Origin of the sequence: Methylomonas defluvii (genome assembly GCF_033949435.1) — a bacterium.
Classification (GTDB): Bacteria; Pseudomonadota; Gammaproteobacteria; order Methylococcales; family Methylomonadaceae; genus Methylomonas; species Methylomonas defluvii.
In genome coordinates this window covers 78382-95891 of the sequence record NZ_JAXARY010000019.1, presented here as the reverse complement: position 1 = coordinate 95891, position 17510 = coordinate 78382, and the positions used below count along the sequence as shown (strand labels likewise).

General features: G+C 52.4%; 15 protein-coding genes. 7 read left to right on the top strand and 8 right to left on the bottom strand.

The features are described 5' to 3' along the window. The first annotated feature begins 7 nt into the window (after positions 1-7). The gene (uvrD, locus tag QLH52_RS18580; RefSeq protein ID WP_033158957.1) at positions 8-2173 is read left to right on the top strand and encodes a DNA helicase II; all 2166 of its coding nucleotides are present in this window, start codon (positions 8-10) and stop codon (positions 2171-2173) included. A 67-nt stretch (positions 2174-2240) separates the two neighbouring features. Here the strand turns inward: uvrD and pyk are convergent, their stop codons facing one another. After that, a complete protein-coding gene (gene pyk / locus QLH52_RS18575; RefSeq protein ID WP_033158956.1) occupies positions 2241-3674 on the bottom strand; it encodes a pyruvate kinase in 1434 nt (477 codons plus the stop codon). 8 nt (positions 3675-3682) lie between these two features. Next, positions 3683-4696 (bottom strand): type I glyceraldehyde-3-phosphate dehydrogenase, encoded by a 1014-nt coding sequence (gene gap / locus QLH52_RS18570; protein ID WP_033158955.1) that lies wholly within the window; start codon positions 4694-4696, stop codon positions 3683-3685. A 275-nt stretch (positions 4697-4971) separates the two neighbouring features. Here gap and ylqF point away from each other — a divergent pair, with 275 nt between their 5' ends. Continuing rightward, the gene (gene ylqF / locus QLH52_RS18565; protein ID WP_319962535.1) at positions 4972-5892 is read left to right on the top strand and encodes a ribosome biogenesis GTPase YlqF; all 921 of its coding nucleotides are present in this window, start codon (positions 4972-4974) and stop codon (positions 5890-5892) included. Positions 5893-5943: 51 nt separating this feature from the next. On the opposite strand, the gene QLH52_RS18560 is transcribed toward ylqF, so the two are convergent. Next, the gene (locus QLH52_RS18560) at positions 5944-6585 is read right to left on the bottom strand and encodes a methyltransferase (protein ID WP_165385934.1); all 642 of its coding nucleotides are present in this window, start codon (positions 6583-6585) and stop codon (positions 5944-5946) included. 364 nt (positions 6586-6949) lie between these two features. Here QLH52_RS18560 and QLH52_RS18555 point away from each other — a divergent pair, with 364 nt between their 5' ends. The 3 genes from QLH52_RS18555 to QLH52_RS18545 all read left to right on the top strand — a co-directional run bounded on the left by QLH52_RS18555 (position 6950) and on the right by QLH52_RS18545 (position 9225). Beyond that, positions 6950-7390, top strand: coding sequence for a cupin domain-containing protein (locus QLH52_RS18555; protein ID WP_033158953.1), 441 nt, complete (start codon positions 6950-6952; stop codon positions 7388-7390). Positions 7391-7876: 486 nt separating this feature from the next. Further along, positions 7877-8146 (top strand): hypothetical protein, encoded by a 270-nt coding sequence (locus QLH52_RS18550; protein WP_319962534.1) that lies wholly within the window; start codon positions 7877-7879, stop codon positions 8144-8146. Between the two features lie 35 nt (positions 8147-8181). Further along, on the top strand, positions 8182-9225 hold the full coding sequence (locus QLH52_RS18545; protein WP_033158951.1) for a methyltransferase domain-containing protein: 1044 nt from the start codon (positions 8182-8184) through the stop codon (positions 9223-9225). Positions 9226-9448: 223 nt separating this feature from the next. Here QLH52_RS18545 and QLH52_RS18540 read toward each other — a convergent pair whose 3' ends face one another. Continuing rightward, positions 9449-10795 (bottom strand): peptide MFS transporter, encoded by a 1347-nt coding sequence (locus tag QLH52_RS18540; RefSeq protein WP_319962533.1) that lies wholly within the window; start codon positions 10793-10795, stop codon positions 9449-9451. 268 nt (positions 10796-11063) lie between these two features. Here QLH52_RS18540 and QLH52_RS18535 point away from each other — a divergent pair, with 268 nt between their 5' ends. Continuing rightward, positions 11064-12806, top strand: coding sequence for an NAD-dependent malic enzyme (locus QLH52_RS18535; RefSeq protein WP_319962532.1), 1743 nt, complete (start codon positions 11064-11066; stop codon positions 12804-12806). Positions 12807-12849: 43 nt separating this feature from the next. Beyond that, positions 12850-13362 carry a YgjV family protein gene (locus QLH52_RS18530; protein WP_319962531.1) on the top strand — a complete coding sequence of 171 codons (513 nt, stop codon included), beginning with the start codon at positions 12850-12852 and terminating at the stop codon, positions 13360-13362. Between the two features lie 29 nt (positions 13363-13391). Here the strand turns inward: QLH52_RS18530 and QLH52_RS18525 are convergent, their stop codons facing one another. The 4 genes from QLH52_RS18525 to QLH52_RS18510 all read right to left on the bottom strand — a co-directional run bounded on the left by QLH52_RS18525 (position 13392) and on the right by QLH52_RS18510 (position 17491). Then, positions 13392-14006, bottom strand: coding sequence for a hypothetical protein (locus tag QLH52_RS18525; RefSeq protein WP_319962530.1), 615 nt, complete (start codon positions 14004-14006; stop codon positions 13392-13394). A 56-nt stretch (positions 14007-14062) separates the two neighbouring features. Further along, positions 14063-14398: a DUF1508 domain-containing protein gene (locus QLH52_RS18520; protein ID WP_319962529.1), complete on the bottom strand. Its 336-nt coding sequence runs from the start codon at positions 14396-14398 to the stop codon at positions 14063-14065. A gap of 321 nt (positions 14399-14719) precedes the next feature. Beyond that, positions 14720-15337, bottom strand: coding sequence for a TIGR04282 family arsenosugar biosynthesis glycosyltransferase (locus QLH52_RS18515; RefSeq protein ID WP_319962528.1), 618 nt, complete (start codon positions 15335-15337; stop codon positions 14720-14722). A 3-nt stretch (positions 15338-15340) separates the two neighbouring features. Continuing rightward, positions 15341-17491 carry an FAD-dependent oxidoreductase gene (locus QLH52_RS18510; RefSeq protein WP_319962527.1) on the bottom strand — a complete coding sequence of 717 codons (2151 nt, stop codon included), beginning with the start codon at positions 17489-17491 and terminating at the stop codon, positions 15341-15343. Positions 17492-17510: the final 19 nt, after the last annotated feature.

Genomic DNA, 17510 nt, shown 5'->3' with positions numbered 1-17510 from the left:
ATAAAAAATGGACGTCTCTTCTATCATCACCTCCTTAAACGACGACCAGCGTCTGGCCGTTTCCGCTCCCATGCAAGCCATGCTGGTATTGGCCGGGGCCGGTAGCGGCAAAACCCGGGTATTGGTGCATCGCATCGCCTGGCATATTCAAGTCAACCACATTTCGCCCTATAACATCTTGGCGGTGACCTTTACCAACAAGGCCGCCAACGAAATGCGCAACCGTATCGAAGAGTTGCTCGAAACCCCAGCCCGCGCCATGTGGATAGGCACTTTCCACGGCCTGGCCCACCGCTTATTGAGGCAACACGCCAAGCAAGCCAAATTGCCCGACACCTTTCAAGTGATGGATAGCGACGACCAATTGCGCATCATCAAGCGGCTGATGAAAAACCTGAATCTGGACGACAGCAAATGGCCGCCCAAGCAGGCGCAATGGTTTATCAATGCCCAAAAAGACGAAGGCATCCGCGCCAAGCATATGCACGACAACGGCGATTTTTATAACCGGCAGATGAAGGATATTTACCTGGCATATGAAGACGTGTGCCAACGCTCCGGCTTGGTGGATTTTGCCGAGCTATTACTGAGAGCTCATGAACTGTTGCGCGATAACGAGGACTTATTGGCCTTTTACCGGCAGCGTTTCCAACAAGTCCATGTCGACGAATTTCAAGACACCAACACCATCCAATACGCCTGGCTGCGCCTGCTTACCGAAGGCAACAATAATCTGTTCGTGGTCGGCGACGACGATCAATCAATTTACGGCTGGCGCGGCGCCAAAATCGAAAATATTTTCAATTTCCAAAAGCACTATCCGGAGCACGGCATCGTCCGTCTCGAGCAAAACTACCGCTCCACCGGCCACATACTGAAAGCCGCCAACACCCTGATCGCCAATAATGACAATCGAATGGGCAAGGAATTATGGACTGCTGCCGGCGAAGGTCAGGCCATTTCCTTGTATTCGGCGTTTAACGAGCAAGATGAAGCGTATTTCGTGGTCGAGAAAATTCGGCAATGGGTTAGAGATGGTGGCTTACGCAGCGAGACCGCAATTCTGTATCGATCCAACGCCCAATCGCGACAGTTTGAAGAACGCTTGATGACCACCGCCACACCTTACAGGGTATACGGCGGCCTGCGATTTTTCGAGCGTATGGAAATCAAAAATGCCCTCGCCTATTTACGACTGTCTACCAACCCGCACGATGACCCTTCGTTTGAACGGGTAGTGAATACGCCAACACGCGGTATTGGGGCCAAAACCCTGGACGACATGCGCATTTTGGCCCGCGAACAACAGCTATCACTGTGGCAAGCCGCGTTGGCTATGTTGGAAAGCAATCAACTACCTGCCCGCGCCAGCAATGCCCTGCGTGGCTTTTTAAATCTGATTATCGCGCTCGGCGAAACGACGAAAGAATTGAGTCTGCACGAAACGGTCAAACAAGTCGTCGAAACCAGCGGCTTAATCGAACTGTATAAGAAAGAAAAACAGGACAAAGGCGAAGCCAGAGTGGAAAACCTGGAGGAGTTAGTCAACGCCGCCAGACTATTTGATTACGACAGCGAAAACGCCGAAAACCTGGGCGAGTTGGACATGTTCTTAGCGCACGCCGCATTGGAAGCCGGCGAAATGCAAGGCGAAGTCGATGAAGATTGCGTACAGTTGATGACGCTGCATTCGGCTAAAGGCTTGGAATTCAAACTGGTGTTTCTGGTCGGCTTGGAAGAAGGCCTGTTTCCCTCGCAACAAGCGCTGGACGATGCGGGCCGCTTACAGGAAGAACGCCGACTTTGCTACGTCGGCATCACTCGGGCCATGCAACAACTTTACTTGACGCACGCCGAGTCGCGGCGCCTATATGGTAAAGACAGTTATCCCCGCGCCTCTAGGTTTTTGCGCGAACTGCCGCCGGAATCGATTCAGGAAATCAGGTTACGCGCCAATGTCAGCAGACCGACTACCAATAGCGCATCGCAGTCCAAAGGCTTGGGCAGCAAGGGTACTTACAAACTCGGACAGCCTGTCAGGCACGAAAAATTCGGCGAAGGCGTGGTACTACAAATGGAAGGCGAAGGCGAACAAGAGCGGGTGCAAATCAATTTCCGCAATGCGGGCATCAAATGGCTGATGCTGGCTTACGCCAAACTGGATGCTGCTTAGAATATATTAAAAACGCGGCGTGCGGATCAACCGAACGCCGCGAAACAAGCCAATCCGACTAAGAGGATTAGTCGGTGACAGTAATGACCTTCAGGGAGTTAGTCCCGCCGCTGGCGCCGGTCAAGTCGCCTTTGGTGCGGATCAGTGCATCGCCCGCTTTTACGACACCACGGACTTTCAAAGCCTTGATCAGGCTATCGGTCACGCTGGCCGACTCCATTTTCTCCTTAGCAAACGGAATCGGAAACACACCTTTGTAAAGAGTCACACGCCCCAAAGTGCGCTCCTGACTGCTGAAGGCAAAGATAGGAATATCCGAGCTGATCCGCGACATCCAAAGCGGAGTAGAACCCGACTCGGTCAAAGACGCTATACCGGCAATTTTGGTATGGTTGGCCATATACATCGCAGACATCGCAATCGCTTCGTCCATCCGTTCGAACTTGTCGGTCATCCTGTGCATGGATTTGGTCACGCTAGGTTGCTTTTCAGTTTCCAAACAAATGCGAACCATGGCTTGCACGGTTTTCACCGGATGCTTGCCTGAGGCGGTTTCCGCGGACAACATGATCGCATCGGTACCATCGACAATGGCGTTGGCCACATCGAATACTTCCGCACGGGTCGGGATTGGATTCTCGATCATCGACTCCATCATTTGCGTAGCCGTGATCACCGCCCGGTTCAACTCGCGCGAACGGCTGATCAGCAGTTTTTGCGCAGCCGGCAAATTGGCGTCGCCGATTTCCACACCCAAGTCGCCACGCGCGACCATGATCGCGTCCGAGGCCAGGATGATTTCGTCGATAACTTCCATCGCTTCCGCGCGCTCTACCTTGGCAACCAATCCGGCGTAAGAACCAGCTGCTTGCAACAGCTCACGGGCTTCGTTCATATCGGCTGCCGTACGCGGGAAGGAAATCGCCACGTAATCGGCTTGAATCACCGCGATGGTTTTGATGTCTTCCTTGTCTTTGTCAGTCAAAGCTGCCGCGGACAAACCGCCACCCAACAAATTGATGCCTTTATTGTTGGACAAATCGCCGCCAACTACTACCGTGGTATTGACGCGGGTGTTGTTTTCAACATTGACCACGTCCAATACAACCCGTCCGTCGTCCAGCAACAACCGTGTACCCGGTTTCACTTCACGCGCCAACGGCTCGTAGCTGATGCCGACTTGGGTGTTGTCGCCATCCAGTTTGCCTAGATTAATGTCCAAAGCAAAAGCTTGACCTTCTTCCAACCAAACTTTGTTCTCTTTAAACCGCTCGATACGGATTTTCGGACCTTGCAAATCGGCCAGAATACCGACGCGACGCCCGGTTTTTTTACTCAGCTCGCGAACCCGGTTGGCGCGGTCGATATGATCCTGCGCCGAACCGTGCGAGAAATTAAGCCTGACAACGTCGATTCCAGCCTCGAACAACTCTTCAAGTACACCGGGCTTGTCCGTAGCAGGTCCCAGCGTAGCCAGGATTTTCGTTCTTCGTAACAGCATGTAAACCCTTATTTAGCGTTAAACAAAGCAACCGTGGTATCGAGCATACGGTTTGAGAAACCCCACTCGTTGTCATACCAGGACAAGACTTTCACGAAATTGCCACCGGTGACTTTGGTCAGGCCCGCTTCGTAGATAGAAGAATGTGGGTTGTGGTTAAAGTCCATGGATACCAAAGGCTCGTCGTTGATGGCCAAAATGCCTTTCAATGGGCCGGCAGCCGCTTCGCGCAGGATGCTGTCGATTTCTTCCTTGGTGGTGTTGCGTGAAGCTTGGAAGCACAAGTCAACAACCGATACGTTGATGGTAGGCACGCGCATCGCGAAGCCGTCCAGTTTGCCTTTCATTTCCGGCAATACCAAACCTACTGCAGCAGCCGCACCGGTTTTGGTGGGGATCATGGATTGCGTCGCGGAACGGGCGCGGTGCAAGTCGCTGTGGTACACGTCGGTCAATACTTGGTCGTTAGTGTAAGAGTGAATGGTGGTCATCAAACCGTGATCGACACCAATGCTGTCCATCAAAGGTTTAACCAAAGGCGCCAAGCAGTTGGTGGTGCAAGAAGCATTAGAGATAACGGTGTCGGACGCTTTCAAGGTTTGGTGGTTAACACCGTAAACAATCGTGGCATCGACATCGTTGCCGCCAGGTGCGGAGATAATGACTTTTTTTGCACCGGCAGTGATATGCGCAGACGCTTTGGCTTTGCTGGTGAAGAAGCCGGTGCACTCGTGAACCACATCAATTCCCAACTCAGCCCAAGGCAATTTAGCGGGATCTCTTTCAGCAAATACCCGGATTTTATCGCCATTGATCACGATGTAATCACCGTCTACAGACACATCAAACGGAAATTTACCATGTACGGTGTCGTATTTGGTCAAGTGTGCGTTGGTTTTGGAATCGCCCAAATCGTTGATAGCGACCACTTGGATCTCGTTGGTGCGACCTGATTCGTACAAAGCGCGCATGACATTGCGACCGATACGACCATAACCGTTAATTGCAACTTTAATTGCCATAGAGTTTTCTCCGGGATGAGTGTGAAAGACTTGCGTCGAGATGTGCCAAAAGCACCAAAAATAGACTGGATTGTAGCAACAACCGGCCCTCTACGTCTACCGCCGCGGCGCGCTGCGGCGTGCAGAAATCCCGCCTTAAAACATATCAAGGCGCTGTGCTGGTTGAAGGACAATCACCGTGCGGTGCTAAAAGCCTTAAAAACATGCGAGTAATCAATAGCGCCATCTCGATAAAAGGTACAATTTGGCTTTTTCCACTCAGCGCAGCACAACCCATGCAAATTCAATGGTATCCCGGCCACATGCACAAGGCCAGCAAGGAGATCAAGTACGCCTTGCCCGACATCGATTTGCTGATCGAAATACTCGACGCCCGCATTCCTTACAGCAGCCAAAACCCGATGCTGGCGAGTCTGCGCGGCGACAAACCCACCATCCGCGTCCTCAGCAAAACCGATTTGGCCGACCCTGAACTGACTAAAAAATGGCAAGCCTATTTGGAACGGGAACAGGCGGTCAAAACCCTGGCCGTGACTACCCAACAACCGGACAAGATCAAACAGATTATTGACTTGTGCGCGAAGATGCTGCCGGAGAAAACCGCCGCCAACAAGGTCATCCGCACCATGATCATGGGCATCCCTAACGTCGGCAAATCCACCATTATTAATGTGCTGGCCGGCCGTACCATCGCCAAGACCGGCAACGAACCTGCCGTTACCAAACAGCAGCAACGCATCAATTTGGCCAATAACATCGTACTATCCGACACCCCTGGCGTACTCTGGCCAAATGTGGAAAACCGCCACAGCGGCTACCGACTGGCAGTAAGCGGCGCCATCAAGGATACGGCTTTCCAACACGACGACATAGCACTGTATGCCTTGGAGTATCTGCGTACAGCCTACCCGGAGCAGTTAAGCCAACGCTATCGTTTGGCACCTTTGCCAGAAGAACCGCTCGCGCTATTACAAGCCATCGGCGCGAAACGCGGCTGTTTGCGTAGCGGCGGCATCGTCGAATTGGACAAAGCCGCCAAGCTACTAATGAATGAATTGCGCGCCGGCACCTTGGGTCAAATCACCCTGGAAACCCCCGAGATGATAGAAGCGGAAATGCTGGAACTGGCCGCCATCCGCGAGCAAAAGGCCGCTAAACAAGCAGCCAGACGGCGCGGCGGCAACCCACAGAATTAAAAGTCGCCAGACTAGAGTTCATCTCATCCCAAATCCCAAGCGCGTCAGCTATTACGCTTTCATAACCTTATAAATATGGTGCGCGCCGGCATGATTAACGGTGCTTTCTTCCACGGTAACCGAAAAACCGAAATCCGGGCCAATGTTTTTCGGATCGTGTTCCTCGCCGACAAAATCCGAGTAGGGAATATAAATCCGCGTGTGCTCGGTAATATAGTCTTTCACTTGATGGAAAAACCGTTTCAATATATCGCGCCCGCCGTCTTTGTTCAGCCCGAAGGTGCCGTCGGACGGGTAATAATTGAAATTAAAAACGATCAGGTCGAACAGCGTGTGCGGCACATCGGCAAATAAATCGCTATGCAGAAAATCGATAGGTGCCAAGTCAGGATTCAAGCGCGAGTTTTCCAGGGTGCAATCTACCGCGTCCCGATTAAAATCGACACCCATGACGCTTTCACAGCCTATTTTTTTTAACAAAAACGCGAAATAGCCGCTGCCACAGCCCATATCCAAAGCCATTTCGGCGGGCGGTTGTTGCAGAATGAAATTCCCAAAAAATGAGCTGGTCAACCCAAAATCGGACGGAAACACATTTTTCGCAATCTTCAAAGTGATGCCATCCAACTCCGTCATATAGGGTTGTTTTTCCAAATAGTGGGCCAATTCCTGCTTGCGAGCATCGATGCTCATATCCGGCTGTTTCATAATTTGCGATAGAGTTGAGTGGCGCCACGCTTTTGGACGCGATTGTTTCAGGAGCCCGCCATAATCGGCTGGCCGGTTCATACTTGAATCCTACAACAAACAGCGGCGGGCAACCAAACCCTGTGCAGTTATTGCCCACCGTGCCAGGCCTGCATCATTGACCAACTGCCTGCCTTTGATGTCGGCCACGCGGTTCGACCACCACGTGAGAGCGGGCAATTTGCCCGCCATTTTCGGGCAAATATCAGCTTACCCAGGCCACCGCCTCACCTACACTGCAACTGTCCGCGATATTCAGAGCCCAAACATCAGCCTGCATACCTAGCCACCATCAAGCAGAGAACACACCATGAACACATATCTTTTCGACGACCGCCGTATCGATTGGCAAACCCTGGAGGGGTTCGAGCATTTACGCTATTTCATTTTGAACATTGACACCGACGCCAACATTGTCGACGTCTTGTTCAAATTTGCCGCCGGCCAACAAATAGTGCTGCACCGACACAAAGCGCCAAACCACATTTTCGTCATTCAAGGCGAACATAGAATCTACCACGCCGACGGCACCTTGAAGGAGATCAGACCAGTCGGCAGCTACACCGTCAGCCCAGCCAGCGAGGTGCCGCACCGGGAAGGCGGCGGCGACATTGACGTCATCCTGTTATTCAGCATCCGCAGCACGGGGGTGCTTTACGACATACTGGACAACGATACCAACGTTATTGGTAGCCTGGCAATGTCCGACTTCGTGGCACTACACCAAGCGCAGTCCGGGCAAACCGGATAAAAATCACGCAATCCCGGTCATTTTGAACGGGTGCAATGAAAACCTCGCTCTCCGCTCCGTTACTATTTGCTCAGGAATTGAGCTGTAACGGCACTATCCAGTAGCGCCAGACTTTACTACTATCATCTCAGCTCGGCCGTCTATTCATGACTAGGGCTTTAACTATTTATTAACCCAACCCTATTTATCGTGGGTATGCCGTTGGGGCTGAGATTCTATGATTATTTGTCAAGCAGTGCCTGGAAGAATCAGTCTTTCCGTTCACAGGGGCGTCATCATCAATAACATCAAATTTAAGCTCTTCCCCTTTTAAAAAGAGGATCGATGGGGCTTATACGGCATGAACAATGCCCAAGCGGAACTTAATGGCATTGCGTTTATCATCAGAACCAAGCAGCGATTTATCTATTGTGGAATATTGTTGTAAGGTTTAAGCCAACCCTTACAACTTAGAGCGTGTGACCGATCCGATTAAGGAAATTTCCGATGCTCTCCCGTATTCTATTCAGCAGCAGTACCGCCAATTTCCCGGACGAGTTGATACGTACATTACCGTTCAGAATTGCCTTCAGAGCTTATGCCGGAATGCCGGTGATTCTGACCCCCCGTCACAGCTTTCCGGACACACAAACCAATTCGGTATCGACTTGGCAGCGGCTAGGCCAATACTGGAGTGATTGCATCGATTGCCTTATCCTGGATGCGTGCCTTACCCTGCGCGGCTATCTGTGCCGCAGCCATTTAAAACGCCCTTAGCACTTATCTTCAATAATAAAAACACGAGGCTTTCCATGACTACCAGTATCGAAATCAGCGAATCGGTCCGCCATTATTATGGTCAGGTCTTGCAATCCAGCAACGATCTGAAAACCAGCGCCTGTTGCAGCATCGACGCCATGCCAAGCTATTTAAAAGCCTTGCTGACCAACCTGCATCCCGAAGTGTTGGAACGGTTTTACGGCTGCGGCTCCCCCTTACCCCCCGCATTAACGGGTAAAACCGTGCTGGATTTGGGCTGCGGCACCGGCCGCGATTGCTATCTGTTGTCGAAGCTGGTCGGCGCGTCAGGACGGGTAATCGGCGTAGACATGACTCCCGAGCAACTAGAAGTGGCCGTGCGTCATCGCAACTGGCATGCTGAGCGCTTTGGATTTGCCAATGTTGAGTTTTTGCACGGTCACATCGAAAACCTGCACACCGTAGGTATCGCCGACAACAGTGTCGACGTGGTGGTCTCCAATTGCGTGATCAACCTGTCGCCGGAAAAACCCAGCGTGCTGGCGGAAATATTCCGGGTGTTGAAGCCCGGCGGCGAGCTGTATTTTTCCGATGTTTTTGCCGATCGCCGCATCCCGTTCAAACTGCGCCAGGACCCGGTGCTATTAGGCGAATGTCTGGGCGGCGCATTGTATTGGGAAGACTTCCGACGCATATTGCACGACTTAGGCTGCCCCGATGTCCGCAAGGTCAAACAAAACGCCATCAGCATCGACGACCCGGACGTGTTCGCCAAAATCGGCATGGTCAAGTTCGATTCGGTGACGGTGCGCGCCTTTAAAATGCCCCTGGAAGACCGTTGCGAGGACTTCGGCCAGGTCGCAACGTATTTGGGCACTATTGAGCAGCACCCGCACAGCTTTGATTTGGACGATCATCATCATTTCGAAACCGGCCGGCCGTTAAGAGTCTGCGGAAACACCGCCGACATGCTGGCGGGTAGCCGCTATGGCGAACACTTCCAAATACTAGGAGACAAAACCCGGCATTTCGGCTTATTCGACTGCTCGCCCGGACCCGGCAGCGAATCAGCCAAGGCTGACAGCGCCTGCTGCTGAGATGGACTGATCCGGTAAATTGGGCGAACGACAGGCGATGTTGTTCATGTGGTGATACGCTCGCGTTGCCGCAATAAAGCCACGCATCGCCATACCGACAACTGCAAAACCGGTTGGATAAAGAATCCAGAGAAGAATCCAAAAATTGCCAGGTATCGGTTAAAAGCGGCCAGCCCCCAAACCTGTCAATCGCAAGTGGTCGGTCTACACTGATACGTGATGGTTAATCCGACCCGACCACCCTTTTTAATAGCGGTTTGAACGCCCATATGGCTAAGCCGGTAGCGCCGCCCATCGCCGCCAACAGCAGAAAGAAATCCTGTCTGGGCATTTGCTCGTAAAAACTGCCGATGTAACCAGACAAATAATTGCCAAAAAACGTCGACAGAAACCACATGCCCATTAGCATGCCTACCAAGCGCGGCGGCGAGACTTTACTGACCAGCGACAAGCCAACCGGCGACAGATAAAGTTCGCCTAGCGTGTAAATCAAGGTACACAATGCCAGCCATAGAAAGCTGATTTTTTCGGTGGATTGCACACCGCTGACCGCGAAAATCAGTACCAAAAACGACGCACCCAACAATATCGAGCCGAATGCCATTTTACCGACACTCGAACTTTGCCGGCCCTGGCCGGCGCGGTAGCGAGAAACACGGTCGAGCAACGGTACCAACAAGAATATAAAGGCCGGATTCAGGGATTGAAACCAGGTGGATGGCATTTCCCAACCCAGGATATGCCAATCGGTGTTGTGCTCGGCGAACAGTTGCAGTGTGTTGCCTTGCTGCTCGTAAACTGCCCAGAACAAAATATTCAGCACCGCTAAAGCCATTAATCCGCCTAGTGCCTGCCATTCTTTAGTAGTCAGCGGTTCGGGCTTTATCAACTCAGCCGCAGGTTTAACAAATTGATCCGCACCCAGATATTTTTGCCCAAACAGATAGACCAGCAAACCCAGCAACATCCCAACGCCGGCGGCGCCGAAGCCGTAATGCCAGCCGTAGCGTTGGCCCAAGGTGCCGCAGATCAACGGTGAGAAAAACGCACCCAGGTTGATACCCATATAAAAAATCGTAAACGCGCCGTCGCGGCGTGGGTCGCCGGGCGCATATAAACTGCCCACTTGAGCCGAAATATTAGGCTTGAAACAGCCGTTACCTAAAATCAAAAACAGAAGTGCCAACAGGAAAAACGCTTCGGCCGCCATCAAAAAATGTCCGATAGCCATCAACACGCAGCCGACTATCACGCATTTGCGCGGCCCCAACACCCGGTCCGCCAAAATGCCGCCGAACAGTGGCGTGAAGTACACCAGGCCGGTATATAAACCGTAAATCTGCGAGGCTAGGGCTTGCGTGGACAAAGGCCCGAACAATCCCTGCAAACCAGTCTGAAGCGGCGCAAATCCGAATACCCAGGTATCGGTTTGCGCGGCTTGAATTAAATGCTGGGTCATATACAACACCAGCAAAGCGCGCATGCCGTAATAGGAAAAGCGCTCCCACATTTCAGTGAAAAACAGCACGAACAAGCCGATAGGATGACCAAACAGGTTTTTTTGATTCACGAGGGAAAGTCTTGTTAAGTTTCTTTGCAAAGCCTGCTGAACATCATCTCACAAGCGCCAATCTGGGGCATTTTTGCGGTAAACACTCAGTAATTGCACCGCCTTGAAACACGGCAACTATAAGCGACAAAAAAAGTGCCGATTCAGCGTGTTTTCGGCTACCGCATCGCCGATTAGGCTGTTATAAAGGGAACACGCGCCATCGTTTGTGCCATTCGAGCTCCTGGTTAGCCCCGGGATTTCGATCAAATATTCTCAAGGAAACTTAATGACAACGCTAAGCGATTATTTCGACTACCGGCTAGATGCCGACGGTAATAAATATGTAGAGGTTTCGATTCGGGGCGTGACCTTACTCAGGCTACCGGCCACCAACAAAGGCACGGCGTTTAGTGTGCAGGAACGTATCGAACTGGGCTTGGATGGCATGCTGCCGCCGCAAGTCACGGATATGGCTCAGCAACTCGACCGCTTGTATGTCAATTATCAAAAACAAGCGAACGATATTTCCAAGTATCAATTTCTCAGGGCTCTGCAGGACCGTAACGAGGTGCTGTTTTATGCGCTGTTGGAGCAGCATCTGGAGGAAATGGTGCCTGTTGTCTACACCCCGACCATAGGTTTGGCGGTGCAACAATTCAGTTCCAACTTTACCAGCACGCGCGGTTTGACTTTTTCGGCAGCCAACATCGACCGGGCCGAAACCATTTTACAAAACTACCCGTTACACGATATTCGTATGATTGTGGTGACCGATTCTTCGTCGATTTTGGGTATCGGCGACCAAGGTATGGGCGGTTTGGCGATTTGCATCGGCAAACTGGGGCTGTATACCGTCGGCGGCGGTATGTGCCCGTTTCAAACCTTGCCGGTCAATCTGGATGTGGGCACCAACCGCAGCGAATTGCTGAACGATCCGTTCTATTTGGGCGCGCATAGCAAGCGCTTGCACGACCAGCCTTATTTCGATTTGGTCGATAAATTTGTTAACGCGGTACAAACAGTCTGGCCCAAAGCCATTATCCAATGGGAAGATTTTGCGAAAAACATCGCCTTCGATTTGTTGGCCAAATACAAAGATCTATTGCCCTGTTTTAACGACGACATCCAGGGCACCGGAGCGATGGCCTTGGCCGGCCTACTCTCGGCTTGCCATAAAAAAGGCGAAACCCTCGCAGAACAAACCGTGGTGGTGGTGGGCGCCGGTGCCGGCGGATTCGGCGTAGCCAGTAGCATTAAAAAAGGCATGCTGCGCGAAGGTTTAACCATGGAGCAAATTCTGCAGCGGATTTTCGTGGTGGATGCGCATGGCCTGGTGGTCAAGGAAGCTACGACCGAGGCCTACAAATTACCGCTATCGCATACTCAGGAAAGTTACCACGACTGGGATATTCCCGATGATAGGGTGCCCAACCTACTGGAAGTGGTCACTCACGCCAAGCCGACGGTATTACTCGGGCTAACCGGTGTGGCGGGATTGTTCACCGAGACTGTGATTAAAACCATGGCGGCGAACCACGCTCAGCCGATTATTTTCCCTTTATCCAACCCCACCGCCAACTGCGAAGCCACGCCGGAAGACATCTTGGCGTGGACGCAAGGCACAGCTATGGTCGCGACCGGCAGCCCATTCGCCGACGTCGAATATCAAGGCCGGCGTTATCCGATTGGTCAGGGCAATAATGCCTTTATTTTTCCGGGCTTGGGCTTTGCCGCGGTGTTGGGCGAGTGCAGCCGGATTAGCGACGCAATGGTCTTGGAGTCTGCCTATGCTTTGGCCGACTACATCGTGGAGAAATGTTCGGCTGCCGACCTGATTTTCCCGCCGGTGGGCGATCTGAAGCAAGTCAGTTTATTTGTGGCTAATCGGGTATTGGCTAAAGCACTGGAAGACGGCTCCGCGACCCGGCAGGATTTAGTGGGTATCGATCTGGAAGCTTACGTTAAAGCCAATCTCTGGAAAGCCGAGTATCTGCCTTTCAAATATGCCGGGGTAACGGCAACGCATTAATGGAATTTCCCCGCTTACAAAGCTCAGCGGTAAGGCTTAACGCTTGCAACTGGATTTGAATCTGCTGCATCTCGCCTACCTGATAGGCGGGATTGGCATTCTGGTGGAATGGCGGGCTTATTGTCTGCCGGATGGCGTGGCGTTTCGGCGCTGGTCCGCGGCCGGGGCCGTGCTGTGGGCCGCTCAATACCTGTTACTGGATGCCTGGACCGCTGGCTTGACCATGGCCAGTACCGCCCTGCGCACCCTGCTGTCCAGCCGTTTGCAGAAAGGTGTGCACAAACACTGGACGGCGGCGAGCTTCGTGGCTTTGTTTAGCGGGCTTACGGCATGCTCTTGGCAAGGCCCTGTCTCTTTATTGCCGGCCTTTGCGGTGATCAACACCACACTGGCTCTGTTTTACCTAAACAATCGCCGCATGCGCATTGCGCTGTTGGCTTCCAGTCTTGCATGGATAAGCAACGATTGCATCTGGGAGGCCTGGCCGGCATTGGTGGCCGAGACCGTGGCAATGGGCCTTAATTTGCGGACCATAAGCAAGCTGTTGGCCCGATAGTAACGCGCTACGGCATTTCTAATATAGCTTTATACCGTTGCTTCCGCGATCGGTTCTTCCAGGACTTTCCAGTTACTTTCAAGCAAGGTGCAATACGGGCGCAGCGCGACCATCAGCGTTTGATAAAGCGTAAATGCATCGCTGGGGTCTTTTTGCTTAAGCTCGGATACCTCGGTCAGAAACCGATACAGCATTTTTACCAAATTCTCGATGGACATCGCCAGCCAGGCATCGTTGGTAATCCATTTATCGATAAACTCATCCAGGCGTGCGAAGGTCAGTTTTAGCAGCGGATAAGCAGTTTGGGTCTCCTTAAATTCCCGGAGCAGCATGTAATCTAGGTAAGCCCGCTCCGATGCCACCCGTGGCCGGTTGGTAATACTGAGGTAAGTGGCTTTGTGGTGGGCATAGGCGGCATCGAATTGTTCGCAAAACTCGGTTTCGGTGGTCATCGCCAGCCAAGTCTCTAGACTCTCGATGCTTATGCCGTAACATTCCTTGATGGAATTTGCCATTTTGTCGAATTGCTCGATGAATGCCGGCTTGGTCAGTTCACCTTTAAGCAGATTTTCAATCGCCACCAGTTCGCTTGCAGTCACGCATACCGTGGCCAATTCTCGAACAATTTTTAGCTCGACACCCATATTGTCTTTACCTATTTTCGCTATGTAAAAATTAAAGCAGCGCTTTCAGCCCAAGTTTACAGTGTCAGATCGACGATTTCGGCAACGCAGGCATTGTCTTTAACCGTGTGCAGCGCATTGTCGAATACCATGTTTGAATTAAATAAAACGCTTTTGACAATGATGGCGCCGGTCGCATCTTTAATCACAAAAAAAGTATCGCCTTCAGGAACCTTGCTGGCGGCAATCTGGTTGCTCATTAAGGAGCCGGTTCGTACTTCTTTAATGCCCTGGAGAGCTTCTTCTTTGTTGTCGTAATCGCCGCTGATCAGAATCAGCTCGCCCTTACTGTTCACAAAAGAAAAGGAATATTGATTGTCGTCGTTGGTTTTAAGTTGAAAAGTGGCTGGCATATTCTGTCCCGGAAGTTAACAGTTGAATGGAAGTTCATCGCCGATCAAATTTCAGCTTCCCGATTACAGAGGAGCCAAAGTGTGACCGGCAGAGGCTATAAATCCAAAAGCAAGCGTTATGCCAATAAAAAATCCTTAAAATTCAGCCAGAAACAGCTCAACAGGGATTCAATTGTCGGGTTTGCTACACAACATTGACGACGAGCCGATCGCCAGTGAACTGTTCTCTTCAATCATGGGCTCTCGCTTTCAAGCCTATGCCTGAATTCCGCCCCCCCTCCCGGCAATAACGCGAATCAAGCTAGGTTTTGCCCATAATGTTTACATAGCCGAATAACGCAGCCAGTCGGAGTAAGTGTCCACATCCCATTGGCTATCCAGTTCGTAAAGGTTCAAACCCATTTCATTTGCCCGACTGCGCGTGGTGGCCATGACCTGATCATGGCCCCAGCTCATGTCGCTGAACAGTCTCGGTTGCGTTTCGTTTAAGCCGATCAGCACATAACCGCCGTCGTCGGCTGGTGCGATAACCGCATCGTGACCTTTGTGTAACACCGCTAATGCGCGAAGCAGATCGTCACTCGACAGACTGGGGCAATCGCACCCCATCAGCAAGGCATGGCGGTAACGGCCTAAGGCATCAGCAAAGGCGTGGTGCATGCGTTCACCCAAGTCGGCGCCGTATTGCCCTTTAAGCGTCAACGGATAACGCCGCGCACAATCCTGAAAAAAGCTATGGCCGGCGTCTGGCGCGCAATGCAATTCAACCGCACACAAGGGCTGCTGGAAGGCGCGTTCCAGGGTCATGTAAGTTAATTGCCGGTGTGCTGCGGCAGCCTGTTCGGCATTTAAGGCTGGTTGCAGCCGGGTTTTGACTTGGCCGGGAATCGGCGCTTTGCAAAAAATCATAAGCACACTGTCGGGATAGATCGCTGGCATGGCTTAAACCTTGCGCCGCCAAGCGTGATAACGGCCCAGCCATTTCAGCAGACCTTGCGGGGCATGATTGCGCTTCCAGACGCCCGCCACATGCTTATTGGCTTCCGCTAGAGTTGGATAGATATGAATAGTGCCCAGGATCTTATTCAAGCCGATACCGTGCTTCATCGCCAACACGAATTCAGCCAGTAAGTCGCCGGCATGTTCGCCAACGAGGGTGACGCCGAGGATTTTGTCCTTACCGGGCACGGTCAGTACTTTGACGAAGCCGTGTGCCTCGCCGTCGGCTATTGCTCTATCCAGGTCATCAATGCCATAGGTAGAGACTTCATACGCGATGTTCTGTGCTTGCGACTCCTGCTCGTTCAAACCCACGCGGGCCACTTCCGGATCGGTAAAGGTCGACCAAGGGATGACGGCGTAATCGGTGCGAAACTTTTTGAAGGGGCCAAACAGCGCATTCACCGTCGCATACCAGGCTTGATGCGCCGCGGTGTGGGTAAACTGATACGGTCCGGCCACGTCGCCGACCGCATAGATGTTGGGATAATTGGTTTGCTGAAATGGATTGGCGTCCAAGGTACGGCGCGGCGACAGGGCGATGCCCATTTCTTCCACGCCGTAACCCTGCACATTGGCCGAGCGGCCAAGCGCCACCAGCACCTTATCAAAGGCAATCCTGACCATCTGGCCGACATGTTCGGCCAGCAGAATGTGTTCGCCGTTTTCGACGATAAATTCCTTGGCTGTATGCTGAACTTTGACCTCCACGCCCTCCGCCTGGAAACGAGCCTGGACTATGTCCGATACCACTGGATCTTCCCGTACCATGATGCGCGGGGCCATTTCCACCTGCGTAACCTGACTACCCAAGCGAGCGAAGGTTTGCGTCAGTTCGCAGCCTATTGGACCGCCGCCCAACACCAACAGGCGTTTGGGTAATTCACGCAAGTCCCAGACGTTATCCGAGGTCAGATAATCGATGTTTTCCAGTCCTGGTATCGGCGGCACTAGGGGGCTAGCACCGGCGGCGATAACAATGGCGCGGCTGGTGAGGGTTTTAACGCCGTCGGCTGTGGTGACTTCCACCGCCCAGGGCGAAACGATTTTGGCGCTACCTTGCATCACATCCACGCCCAACTCGCCATAACGCGCTATGGAATCGTGCGGCGCTACGGTTTTGATCACCTGTTGTACTCGCTGCATCACCTCCGCAAAATCAAACTCGGCTTCGGCTTTGGCAATGCCGAACTCGGGCGCGCGTTTGATGTGCGACAACAGCTTGGCCGAACGGATCAACGCCTTCGACGGCACGCAACCGGTGTTCAGGCAGTCGCCGCCCATTTTATGCTTTTCGATCAGCGTGACTTTAGCTTTGACGGCTGCGGCGATATAAGCCGACACCAAGCCGCCGGCACCCGCGCCGATGACGATCAGGTTGTTGTCGAAACGGGCTGGTTTGGTCCAGCGCGCGTAGACTTTATGCTGTTGAATGACTTCGAGCATTTTCTTCGCCGCTAGTGGAAATACACCGAGCAAGGCAAACGAAACCAACAAAGCAGGTGAGAGAATAGCGGATAGGGAGTCGATTTTCGCCAACTGGGTGCCGGCATTAACATAAACCAGTGTGCCGGCCAGCATGCCTAACTGGCTAACCCAGTAAAAAGTCCTGGTCTTGATGGGCGTCAAACCCATCGCCAGATTGATCATGAAGAACGGGAACAACGGCACCAGGCGCAAGGTAAACAAATAAACAGCACCGTCGCGTCTCACGCCGTCGTCGATGGTTTGCAAACGACTGCCGAGGCGGGATTTGACCCAGTCTCGGAACAAAAACCGTGCAGCCAAAAACGCCAGCGTTGCACCAATGCTGGAAGCAAACGAGACGATCAGCGTCCCCCAGAGCAAACCGAACACCGCACCGCCGGCCAGCGTCAATATCGTCGCCCCTGGCAGCGACAATGCAGTGACCGCGATATACAACGCGGCATACAGAGCAAGCGCCATTAGCGGATTGCTTTGGCGATAGTCAGCTATCTCTGCTTGCTGTAATTTTAGGTTTTCCAGACTCAGGTACTGCTCGAGATCAAAGCTGAAAAACAGCCCGATCAATCCCGCCATTATCAGTAGTAAGATGATTCTTGACGGTTTCATGCGAGGGGGCATGCCCTTT

What these genes read in the sequence shown, in the direction of transcription:
- uvrD (WP_033158957.1), top strand. Translation starts at nt 8, where the DNA reads ATGGACGTCTCTTCTATCATCACCTCCTTAAACGACGACCAGCGTCTG.
- pyk (WP_033158956.1), bottom strand. Translation starts at nt 3,674, where the DNA reads ATGCTGTTACGAAGAACGAAAATCCTGGCTACGCTGGGACCTGCTACG.
- gap (WP_033158955.1), bottom strand. Translation starts at nt 4,696, where the DNA reads ATGGCAATTAAAGTTGCAATTAACGGTTATGGTCGTATCGGTCGCAAT.
- ylqF (WP_319962535.1), top strand. Translation starts at nt 4,972, where the DNA reads ATGCAAATTCAATGGTATCCCGGCCACATGCACAAGGCCAGCAAGGAG.
- QLH52_RS18560 (WP_165385934.1), bottom strand. Translation starts at nt 6,585, where the DNA reads ATGAGCATCGATGCTCGCAAGCAGGAATTGGCCCACTATTTGGAAAAA.
- QLH52_RS18555 (WP_033158953.1), top strand. Translation starts at nt 6,950, where the DNA reads ATGAACACATATCTTTTCGACGACCGCCGTATCGATTGGCAAACCCTG.
- QLH52_RS18550 (WP_319962534.1), top strand. Translation starts at nt 7,877, where the DNA reads ATGCTCTCCCGTATTCTATTCAGCAGCAGTACCGCCAATTTCCCGGAC.
- QLH52_RS18545 (WP_033158951.1), top strand. Translation starts at nt 8,182, where the DNA reads ATGACTACCAGTATCGAAATCAGCGAATCGGTCCGCCATTATTATGGT.
- QLH52_RS18535 (WP_319962532.1), top strand. Translation starts at nt 11,064, where the DNA reads ATGACAACGCTAAGCGATTATTTCGACTACCGGCTAGATGCCGACGGT.
- QLH52_RS18525 (WP_319962530.1), bottom strand. Translation starts at nt 14,006, where the DNA reads ATGGGTGTCGAGCTAAAAATTGTTCGAGAATTGGCCACGGTATGCGTG.
- QLH52_RS18520 (WP_319962529.1), bottom strand. Translation starts at nt 14,398, where the DNA reads ATGCCAGCCACTTTTCAACTTAAAACCAACGACGACAATCAATATTCC.
- QLH52_RS18515 (WP_319962528.1), bottom strand. Translation starts at nt 15,337, where the DNA reads ATGCCAGCGATCTATCCCGACAGTGTGCTTATGATTTTTTGCAAAGCG.
- QLH52_RS18510 (WP_319962527.1), bottom strand. Translation starts at nt 17,491, where the DNA reads ATGAAACCGTCAAGAATCATCTTACTACTGATAATGGCGGGATTGATC.